The sequence below is a fragment of the Nocardia sp. NPDC057272 genome (genome assembly GCF_042668615.1).
Taxonomy (GTDB): Bacteria; Actinomycetota; Actinomycetes; order Mycobacteriales; family Mycobacteriaceae; genus Nocardia.
Map to the genome: position 1 here is coordinate 187,561 of NZ_JBHUYK010000011.1, position 10,267 is coordinate 197,827.

Annotated in this window: 10 protein-coding genes; 8 read left to right on the forward strand and 2 right to left on the reverse strand. The window is 65.9% G+C overall.

Going from position 1 to position 10,267, the window contains the following annotated elements; genetic code table 11:
- Nucleotides 1-95: 95 nt before the first annotated feature.
- Nucleotides 96-1,292, reverse strand: coding sequence for an alcohol dehydrogenase catalytic domain-containing protein (locus ACFULV_RS17640; RefSeq protein ID WP_378657837.1), 1,197 nt, complete (start codon nt 1,290-1,292; stop codon nt 96-98).
- Between the two features lie 391 nt (nt 1,293-1,683).
- Here ACFULV_RS17640 and ACFULV_RS17645 point away from each other — a divergent pair, with 391 nt between their 5' ends.
- The 8 genes from ACFULV_RS17645 to ACFULV_RS17680 all read left to right on the forward strand — a co-directional run bounded on the left by ACFULV_RS17645 (nt 1,684) and on the right by ACFULV_RS17680 (nt 9,436).
- The gene (locus ACFULV_RS17645) at nt 1,684-2,355 is read left to right on the forward strand and encodes a TetR/AcrR family transcriptional regulator (protein ID WP_378657840.1); all 672 of its coding nucleotides are present in this window, start codon (nt 1,684-1,686) and stop codon (nt 2,353-2,355) included.
- A gap of 6 nt (nt 2,356-2,361) precedes the next feature.
- Entirely contained in the window at nt 2,362-3,360 is a 999-nt protein-coding gene (locus tag ACFULV_RS17650) for an SDR family NAD(P)-dependent oxidoreductase (protein ID WP_378657842.1), read from the forward strand.
- A complete protein-coding gene (locus ACFULV_RS17655) occupies nt 3,350-5,002 on the forward strand; it encodes an AMP-binding protein (RefSeq protein ID WP_378657845.1) in 1,653 nt (550 codons plus the stop codon). Before ACFULV_RS17650 ends, ACFULV_RS17655 begins: the two co-directional genes overlap by 11 nt.
- Before the next feature lie 38 nt (nt 5,003-5,040).
- Nucleotides 5,041-6,534, forward strand: a complete 1,494-nt coding sequence (locus ACFULV_RS17660) for a flavin-containing monooxygenase (RefSeq protein ID WP_378657848.1) — start codon at nt 5,041-5,043, stop codon at nt 6,532-6,534.
- Between the two features lie 25 nt (nt 6,535-6,559).
- A complete protein-coding gene (locus tag ACFULV_RS17665; RefSeq protein WP_378657849.1) occupies nt 6,560-7,465 on the forward strand; it encodes an SDR family oxidoreductase in 906 nt (301 codons plus the stop codon).
- Nucleotides 7,462-7,683: a hypothetical protein gene (locus ACFULV_RS17670; RefSeq protein ID WP_378657852.1), complete on the forward strand. Its 222-nt coding sequence runs from the start codon at nt 7,462-7,464 to the stop codon at nt 7,681-7,683. Before ACFULV_RS17665 ends, ACFULV_RS17670 begins: the two co-directional genes overlap by 4 nt.
- A 130-nt stretch (nt 7,684-7,813) precedes the next feature.
- Nucleotides 7,814-9,208, forward strand: coding sequence for a lipase family protein (locus tag ACFULV_RS17675; protein WP_378657854.1), 1,395 nt, complete (start codon nt 7,814-7,816; stop codon nt 9,206-9,208).
- 39 nt (nt 9,209-9,247) lie between these two features.
- Nucleotides 9,248-9,436, forward strand: coding sequence for a hypothetical protein (locus ACFULV_RS17680; RefSeq protein ID WP_378657856.1), 189 nt, complete (start codon nt 9,248-9,250; stop codon nt 9,434-9,436).
- Between the two features lie 306 nt (nt 9,437-9,742).
- Here ACFULV_RS17680 and ACFULV_RS17685 read toward each other — a convergent pair.
- The coding region (locus ACFULV_RS17685; protein WP_378657859.1) for a tetratricopeptide repeat protein at nt 9,743-10,267 on the reverse strand (525 nt) is incomplete at its 5' end.

Consider the following 10,267-nt stretch of genomic DNA (forward strand, 5'->3'; position numbering starts at 1 on the left):
CCGAGTAGGGGAAGGCCAGTCGCTGAAGGAGTTGCTTAGACGGTGAACTGACCGCCGAAAATCCGGCGAGCAGCTCCCGACGCCATTTCCTCCGCTCAGTCCGGCTGAACGGTGGGGTCGAGAACTATTTTGACGGCCCCGTCGGTCTTGTGCTGAAACATCTCGTACGCATCGGGTGCGGACGCGAGCGGGAGCCGGTGTGTGGCAAAGGTTTCCACCCCGAGCGGGTCGTCATCGCCCAGTAGCGGCATGATGTCCTCGGCCCATCGCTTGACATTGGCCTGCCCCATTCGGAGCTGGATCTGCTTGTCGAACAGGACTCGCATCGGTAGTGGGTCGAGCATGCCGCCATAGACACCGACCAGAGATATTGTGCCGCCCCGTCGGACGATGTCGATAGCCAGCTGCAGAGCCGCCAAGCGGTCCACACCCGCGGTGTTCATCAGCTTTTCCGCCACCGCGTCCGGTAAGAGCGAGGCCGACCATTGTGCGGTTGCCGCCACCGGGGAACCATGGGCTTCCATACCGACCGCATCGATCACCGCGTCGGTGCCGCGCCCACGGGTGGCTTCACGGATGATGTCGGCGACCTTACCGCCCGCGGCATCCAAGTCGATGGTCTCGACTCCGAATCGCGCTGCGCGAGCGAGCCGTTCGGGCACTCGGTCGACCCCGAAGATCTGCAGGCCACGCTGCGCCGCGATCCGACAGGCCATATCGCCGATCGGGCCCAGGCCCAGCACGGTGAGCGAGCCGCCCTCGGGCACCTCGGCGTACTCGACGGCCTGCCACGCGGTAGGCAGCACGTCGGACAGGTAGAGGAATCGGGTGTCGTCCGGCCCCGAGGGCACTGCGATATGAGTGAAGTCCGCGTGCGGTACTCGCAGGTATTCCGCCTGACCGCCCGGGATCTGACCGTAGAGCTTGGAGTAGCCGAACAATGCCGCACCGCTGCCTTGTTCTCGCACCTGCGTCGTCTCGCACTGGGTCATCAGACCGTGGTCGCACATATAGCAGTGACCACAACTGATCTGAAACGGAACTACGATGCGATCGCCAACAGCGAGGTCGGTGATCGCCGACCCGACTTCTTCGACGATGCCGATCGGTTCGTGACCGAGTATGTCGCCTTCGCTCATGTAGGCGCCGAGTACCTCGTACAGATGCAGATCCGAGCCGCAAATCGCGGTAGAGGTGACCTTGATGATGGCGTCGGTGGGGGCTTCGATCTCGGGATCGGGCACCGTGTCCACGGTGACTTTACGTTTGCCTTGCCAAGTGACTGCCTTCATCACTGCCTCTCCTGGTCGTCTGCGAACGCTCGATGTCGGCACGGTTCCATGGGTGGCGCCTACCCGGTCTGCGCAGGACCAATCCGGGTGCGCGCAGGAGCGGAGAAGTCCCAGAAGCGATGGCCGGAGATGTTTGGGTCCGCCACTGAATCGTGTAGCTGAGTGAGCCAAGCATTCAGCTGGCTAGGGCATCGATTCGCCTGGTCATCGTGGATTCTTACACGATCTAGCGATCCTGGTTCGTCGGTGCTGATCCTACTGCGTTCCCATCTCCGTTGAGCCCATGGCGGGCCCTCGGTATTTGAATGCAGTTCAGAAAGTTCTTGACCCCCTTCGCTCATGCCGTCTACTCTCTAGTTACTGAATCTGATTCAAGAACTTGGGAGGTGTGATGGTCGGCAATCGGCGCGGCGAGGCTTCGCGTGCGGCCCTGTTGGCGGCGGGCAAGGCCGCGTTCAGCAGTGACCGCTACGAAGAGGTGTCCATCGTCGACCTGGCGCGTTCGCTGGGAGTGGCCGCAGGGTCGATCAGTTACCACTTCGGTGGGAAGCGGGGCTTCTACCTGGCCGTTCTGGAACAGGCGGCGGACGAGTTCTGGGGCAGTTTGCTTGCGATGCGTGGACCTGCGCTGGAGCGGTTGGCCCGTGGCATCGATCTGCTGCTGGATGAAGCCGAGCGTCAACCGAGGGCATTCGAGGCGCTGTTCGCCGATGTGCCGGACGCCGAAGTGCGTCAGATCCGCGACCGGCACCGAATTCGGCTGATCGACGCGCTGGTCGTCGAGGTGACCGGCTCGGACTCCTCACCGGTGTTGCGTGCCGCGATCAACGGCTTCGCGTCGTTCATCGAGGGCCTGGTTCTGCACTGGATGCACACCCGGGAGGTCAGCCGCGAGCAGGTCAAAGACCTGGTCGTCGGCAACCTGTTCGGCACGATGCTCGCCGCACTGCGCACCGACCCGGATATCGAGCTGACCCAGCGGGCGATCGACGCCGCGCTGTCGGATCCGCAAGCCGTGGCCTTCCTCGGTTCCTTGTCCACCATGTCGAAGACGACGGAGTGATTACTGATGTCTGAAGTTCTGCCCACCGGTCCCTCGCGGATCGTCGAGACACCGTTCGCGCGTGCAGTCGCCTGGGCCATCGGCCCGCGGGGGTTGCGCAGCCAGGCCGCGTTGCGTCGTGAGGTCGAGGGCAAAGTGGTCGTGGTCACCGGTTCCTCGTTCGGTGTCGGGGAGGCGACCGCGCGGCGGTTCGCCGCCGCGGGTGCCCGGGTGGTGCTCGCCGCGCGGTCGATGGATCGGTTGCTCGAGCTGGCCGAGGAGATCAATGCCGCCGGTGGCGAGGCGCATCCGTACCGGCTGGATCTGACCGATGAGCAGTCGATCGCCGAGTTCGCGGCGTCGGTGCGTTACGACCTGGGCGAGGTCGACGTGCTGATCCACAACGCGGGCAAGTCGTTGCGCCGCTCGATCCACCTGTCCTACGACCGACCCAAGGACGTCACTGCCACCACCGGTGCGAACTACCTCGGTCCTATGCGGCTCACCCTCGCCCTGTTGCCCGGGATGCGGGCGCGTGGCAGTGGCCACATCGTCAACGTCTCCACCGTCGGGATCATGTTCCCCAACGCGCCGAAGTGGGGCTTCTATCTGTCGTCGAAGCTGGCGTTCGACTGGTGGATGCGTGCGGTCGGGATGGAAGCGCGCGCCGACGGCGTCACGCTGACCACGTTCTACGGCGGATTGCTGCATACCCGGATGAGCGCTCCGAGCCGCTGGATGCGGGTGTTGCCGGGTCAGACTCCCGACGACGCGGCGAAGGTGCTGGCCAAGGCGGTGGTGAAGAAGCCGCGCACGATGACGCCGCTCTACGGATTCCCGTCGGCGATCCTGGTGACGGTGTTCCGGTGGCCGCTGGAATTGCTCGTCGAGCGGATCTTCCGAAATCTCGGTGACACCGAGGCCTCCCTGTCGCGACTGAAGCGGTCCGCCCCCGCGACCCCCGCTCCGACACCGGCGGTGGTGGATCCCACCCATAACGGTCAGGTGCGTACCGATGTCCGCTGACTTCACCCACAGTGTGCGCCAGTGGGGTTCGGCGATACCCGCGGTGCTCGCTTCTGGGATGCTGGCTCCGGTCGGCCCCCGCAAGGCGGCAGCGTTGGCGCGCAGCTTCTACCAATATGGCCCGACCCCGGCGATGTTGTTGGCGGCCACCGCGATTCGTCACCCGGACAAGACCGCGATCATCGACGATTCCGGACAGTTGACTTACCGGCAGCTCCAGCAGCGCGCCGAAGCGATTGCCGCGGCACTGTATGCCGCGTGCGCGACACCGCCGAGGTCGGTCGGCATCATCTGCCGTAACCATCGTGGGTTCGCCGAGGCGATGACCGCGGGTGCGCAGCTGGGCGCGGAGTTGATCTTCATCAACACCGAACTGCCCGCCGCCCAGCTGCACGCGATCCTGGCCAGGCACAACCCGGACGTGCTGATCTACGACGACGAATACGACGTCACCGTGGAGGATGCGAATTTCGCGGGCCTGCGGGTGCTGGCCTGGCGCGAACCGGACGCCGACCTCGCCGGACTACCGACGCTGGACGACTTGGCCGCGCGAAGCCACCCGCGGCCGCCGCGGGTGCGACACGCAGTGAAGATCACGCTGCTGACCTCGGGCACGACAGGGTTGGCCAAGGGCGTGCCGCGCGCGGTCGAGCCGACCGCGATCGTGCTGCTCACCTTGACCGCGATGTCGATCCTGAAACTGCGCTCCACCGATCGGATCTTGGTGGCTCCACCGATGTTCCACGGTTTCGGATTGCTGTCGCTGCTTGGCCCGCTGGCCTTGGGCGCGACGGCGATCTGCCGACGCCGGTTCGACGCCGCGATCGCGCTCGACGACATCGCCCGCCACCAAGTCAGCGTGGTGATGGCGGTTCCGGTGATGCTGCAACGGCTGCTGGCGGTACCCGAGCTGACCGAGAACCGTTCGGCCCGTTCAGCATTGCGTGTCATGGTGACCGGAGCGGCACCGATCTCGCCGACCACGATCTCGAAGCTGATCGACGCCTTCGGTCCGATCCTGGTCAACGGTTACGGCTCGACCGAGGCCGGTCTGGTCACGATCGCCACTCCCGCCGATCTCGTCGCGGCGCCGGACACGATCGGGCGGGCAGCGCTGGGGGTGTCGGTGCGGATCCTGCGCGCCGATCGCACCGAGGCCGCGCCGGGGGAGATCGGTGAGATCTTCGTGCGCAGCGGTCTGGAATACACCGGGTACACCCCCGACCAGTCGGGGAAGGTATGGGCCAAAGAGGTCATCGACGGGCATGTCTCCACCGGCGACATGGGGCATTTCGATGCCGAGCACCGGTTGTTCATCGACGGCCGCGCCGACGACATGATCGTCTCCGGTGGGGAGAACGTCTTCCCTGGCGAGGTCGAAGACCGCCTCGCCGCCCACCCCGACATCACCGACGCGGTCGTGATCGGCGTGCCCGATGCCGAATTCGGCCAGGTCCTCAACGCGTTCGTCGTGCTCGCACCGGATGCGGCCATGCCGGGGCAGGACCTTCTCAAACAGCATGTGCGCGAAGGTCTCGAACGCTACAAGGTGCCCAAGCGGTTCATCGTCCTCGACGAGATCCCGCGCAATGCCAGCGGCAAGGTCCTGCGCGCCAAACTCCACGCTGCAGCCGGTTCCTGAACCGTTGCCCTGTCGAAAGGCCAAAACTGATGGCAACGATGCCAATTCGTGCGCCGAAGATCATCATCATCGGCGCTGGTGTCGCCGGGATCTCCGCGGCGGTCACGTTCAAGAAGGCTGGTTTCGACGATTTCGTGATCCTGGAGAAGGGGGCCGATGTCGGTGGGGTGTGGTTCTGGAACCGCTACCCGGGGTTGACCTGTGATGTGCCGTCGCAGCTCTACCAGTTCGGCTTCGCGCCCAAACCCGACTGGACCCGGGTATGGGCCACCGGCTCCGAGATCCAGCGTTACCACGCCGAAGTCGTTGACCGCTTCGGGTTGCGCGAACACCTGCGTCTCGACAGCGAAGTCACCGACGCGGTCTTCGACGGCCGCAGCTGGAATGTCACCGTCGCCGACGGTACCGAGTTGACGGCCGATTTCGTCATCGCCGCGACCGGGGTCCTGCATCACCCGTTCACCCCCGACCTGCCCGGGCTCGACAGTTTCGAGGGGTCTGTGGTGCACACCGCCCGCTGGGACGACTCGCTCGTCACCGCGGGCAAGCGGATCGCGGTGATCGGGTCCGGTTCGACCGGCGTGCAGGTTGTTTCGGCGCTGCAACCCGACGCGGCGAAGTTGACCCAGTTCACCCGTACTCCGCAATGGGTGCTGTGGGCTCCGATGGGATTGGCCCAGTCCTCGCTGGTGGCAAAGGTTCTGGCGTCGTCGTCGGCGCTGCACGATCGGGTGTACTCGGTGTCGCTGTGGGCGTCGGGCATTCTCGCCGACGTCGCGTTGCGCCCGACATGGCGGCGCAGGACCCTGCAACGGTTCGCGCGGCTGTCGCTGCGTGCTCAGGTCCGCGACAAGAACCTGCGGCAGGCACTGACGCCGGACTACCAGCCGTTGTGCAAAAGGCAGGTCATCTCCGGCACGTACTACCAGGCCATCCAGGCCGACAACGCCGAGCTGGTCACCGACGAGATCACCGACATCACCCCGACAGGTATCCGCACCGCCGACGGGCGCGAGCACGACATCGACCTCATCGTCTTCGCGACGGGTTTCCACCCGCACAACTACATGCGCCCGATGAACCTGCGCGGCCGCGACGGCCTCCACATCGACGAGGCCTGGGCGAAAGGCCCACGCGCCTACCGGATGACGGCGATCCCCGGTTTCCCGAATCTGTTCACTGTGCTCGGCCCGAACTCACCGACCGGCTCGATCTCGCTGCAGTACTCGGCCGAACTGACCGCCCGCTACATCACCCGGTGGTTGCACCGGTTCGCCACCGGCGAGCTCGACACCGTCGAGGTCACCGAGGCCGCGACGTCCCGGTTCAACGACGCCGTGGCGCAGGCGATGGGTCCGACGGTGTGGAACACCGGCTGCAACTCCTGGTACTTCACCGACCAGAACACCATCGACCTGTGGCCCTTCGACCGCAAGACGATGACCACCATGCTCACCGAACCCGACGACCGCGACTTCCTCATCAACGCGACGGCACACAGCGGCGCTGCGGTCGAGCCGACCACTGTCTGAAAATCGAACCAGGACAAGGACAACGATGTCTCGCGATTCCCGAATCGACCTCAACGGCGCTGTCGTCGTGATCACCGGCGGTGGCCGCGGTATCGGTGCCGCCACCGCGCAAGCGTTCAGCGCCAAGGGCGCCCGGGTGTGGATCGGTGACATCGACACCGACGTCGCCGCGGGCACCGCCGCGGAGATCCCGCACTGCCACAGCGCGCGCTTGGACGTCACCAGCGTCGAGTCCTGGCGTGAATTCCTCACCGAGGTCCTCTCCACCGAAAGACGACTCGACGTCCTGGTCAACAATGCCGGGGTCATGCCGCTCGGTAGTTTTACCGAGGAGACCGAGGCCACCACCGACTTGATCCTCGACGTCAACGTGCGCGGGGTAATCAACGGTATGCGCGCGGTGCTGCCCGGCATGGTCGAGGCCGGGCGCGGCCATATCGTCAACGTCGCCTCGATGGCCGGGATGATCCCGATCCCGGGCATGGTCACCTACAACGGGTCCAAGTTCGCCGCGCTCGGGTTGTCGCTGGCCGCGCGCCGGGAGTACGAGGGCACCGGCGTCACGGTGACCGCGGTGCTGCCCTCGGCCGTGCGCACCGAGTTGTCCTCGGGCGCCGGGCTGGGCAAAGGCATGCCGACCGTGGACCCCGAAGACGTCGCCCGTGCCGTGGTCGCCAGCGTGCGACGTAGGCCCGAAACGGTGTCGGTCCCGGGCTGGGTGGCACCGGGTTGGTCCGTTTTGCAAGCGCTCGTGCCCAGTTTCATCGAGAACGCCGGGCGCCGGCTCATCGACGATCGTCGCGCGTTGACCGGCATCGATCCCGACGGTCGTCGCGCCTACCTCGACCGCATCGAACGCCACGCCGCCGAACACACCGCGACCGCGACCGCTGTCGCGCCCAAGCGGACCCGCAGGGCGGGCTCACGATGACCACCCGCGCCCTCGTCATCGGGTGCGGCGGCACGATCGGGGCGCGTGAATCTTCGCCACCCGAACTGGTCACTCCGCTCGCCAGTTTCGGTGCGTCCGACGCTCCTGCGGTGTCGCCGGCAACAGCCTTGTCGGCGGCGTGGTCGGTGCCAGTATGGCTACCGCCCGTCACCGCACACGACACCGTCGCGGCCGCTTCGGAGACCGTCATCGCGTGAGCAGTGTGATCTCTCGTGTAACCAACCGAGCCATGTGCGCCGCATTCAATTGTGATGGTTGACACTCTGCTTTCGCGCATAGCAGTCTGAATCGGATTCAAATTGAATTAGATTCAAAAAGGGGAAATAGATGCTCACCGACACCAACACGCTGTCGCGGCGAACACACCGCGATCGCGTCCGGACAACACGGGCGCTGGCCGTGCTCAGTGCCTCGGTCCTCGCGCTCACCGCGACAGTCATCGGCGCTGTGCCCGTCGCCGCCGCACCGGATTCCGGGTCGGCGTCGGGCTCGGCGCAGGCCAACGATTTCTACCTGCCGCCCTCACCGCTGCCGGCGGAAGCGCCCGGCACGATTCTGCGGAGCGAACGGTTTCCCCTCGCGCTCGCGCTGCCCGGGCAGGACGGGCAAGTTCCCGCCAACGCCACCCGCATCATGTACATGAGCGCGGACACCCATGGCGCCCCGGCCGCGGTGACGGGTATGTACCTCGAGCCGACGGTGGCCTGGAACGGTCCCAGGGAGCGCCCACTCATCGCGGTCGCACCAGGCACCCAAGGCCAAGGTGATCAATGCGCGCCGTCGAAGGGCTTCGGCGAACTGATCCACTACACCTTCCCCGTGGATGTGTGGGTCAGCTACGAGATCATCACCGCCTACTCGCTGCTCGCACGCGGCATGGCAGTGGTGATGACCGACTACCACGGACTCGGCACCCCCGCCGTCCACGACTACGTCAACCGGGCCGCTGAAGCCCACGCTGTGCTCGATTCGATCCGCGCCGCGCAAGCCCTGACCGGAATCACCCGGCCCGGTGCGATATTCGGTTACTCCCAGGGCGGCGGCGCTGCCGCCGCTGCCGCCGAGCTGCAAGGCGAATATGCCCCCGAGATGGACCTGCGTGGCACCTACACCGGCGCCCCGCCCGCGGATCTTCGCTCGGTGGTGCTCACCGCCCCGGCCGTCAACGGGATCGTGCCCGGTGTGATCGGTGGCTTCGCGGGCGGGCTGTTGGGCTATGTCCTCAACGGGATCGTCGCGAACAATCCCGAGGTCGCGCCGATCGTCGATGCCGCAACCAACCCCGCGGGTAAGCAGATGATGGCCGAGTTGGCCAACACCTGCATCGCGGAGGCCGTGCTCCGCACCATGCTGCGACCGGTGACCTTCTACACCGCTGGGGGCCGCACCCCCGCCGAGATCATCAACAGTTCACCGGAATTGAGCGCGATCGTCGACGACCAGCGCATCGGTAACCGCAAACCGGTCGCACCGGTGTTGCTCGCAGGCGGCACCAACGACGATGTCCTGACCTATCCACAGGTCCGGCAACTCGCCATCGACTGGTGCGGCCAAGGCGCGAGCGTGCAGTTCGAACCGACAGCCTGGCTGCCGCCACTGTTCCCGAGCACCGCGATCGGGCACCTGCTCGAATTCTTGCCCGCCACCGTCGCGGCCCATGACTGGCTCACCCAACGCCTCGCCGGGGCACCCGCGCCCAGCAACTGCTCCGCTCTTCCGTGATCACCGCGACAGCGCAACCTGAGCAGGCGCCGGACTTGCGTGTCGAACATGCTCGGGCAGGGGATCTTCACGGTCGCCGAGTCGATGAACTACACCCGCACGACCTGGACGGACCATGTTCGGTACGTTCGTGGTGCGGAAGGTAAACGTATTGCTGCCGCGCAGGCCAAGGCGGTGGCCGCGCTGTGGAGTTGGACGCAGGACCGTGGGGATATCGATTCGTGCTGACGCCTGTGTCGACCCGATTTCCCGGGGTTCTTGTCTGCCGACGGTTCGTGCCCGGAAGTAGCGCATCCTGCGCGGTCGCGGCAAAGCTGGGCTTGTACGACGGTACCGCTCCCCAAGGAATCGAACCTGCGACGCCAAAAATATCCCTCTACCTGCTGAAATGCAGGTAGAGGGTTGCGCCCCCGGCACGACACGCAAAACAACCAGCACGCCGACATGATCATCCACGCGGTGATGCAGTGATGCCTTGAGCCCAAGCTCGATTCCCGAACAAACTGAGCCGAGATCCACTGGCCTGAGACCGCGTTACTCCATCTTTCGATAGGCGAGCAAGGCGTCAAGGTTGTGCACAGCGGTGGCGTTCCCGGCGTCGGCGGCCTTGCGGAGTAAGGGTTCGGCTGCAGCCCAGTCACCCCGCTGCGCGAGCACAGCGCCGAGGTTCGAGGCCGCGATAGCGTCGCCTGCGTTGGCGGCTTTGCGGAGCCATGGTTCGGCGGCTGCCCAGTCGCCCCGCTGTGCGAGCAGAGCACCGAGCGTCGACACCGCGGTCGCGTCTCCGGCGTCAGCGGCTTTGCGCAGCCATGGTTCGCCCTCTTTCCAGTCGCCCCGCTGTGCCAGTACAGCACCGAGGTTCGACGCTGCGGTGACGTCTCCGGCGTCGGCGGCTTTGCGCAGCCATGGTTCGGCGGCTGCCCAGTCGCCCCGCTGTGCGAGCAGAGCACCGAGCGTCGACACGGCGGTGGCGTTCCCGGCGTCGGCGGCCTTGCGGAGTAAGGGTTCGGCTGCAGCCCAGTCACCCCGCTGCGCGAGCACAGCGCCGAGGTTCGAGGC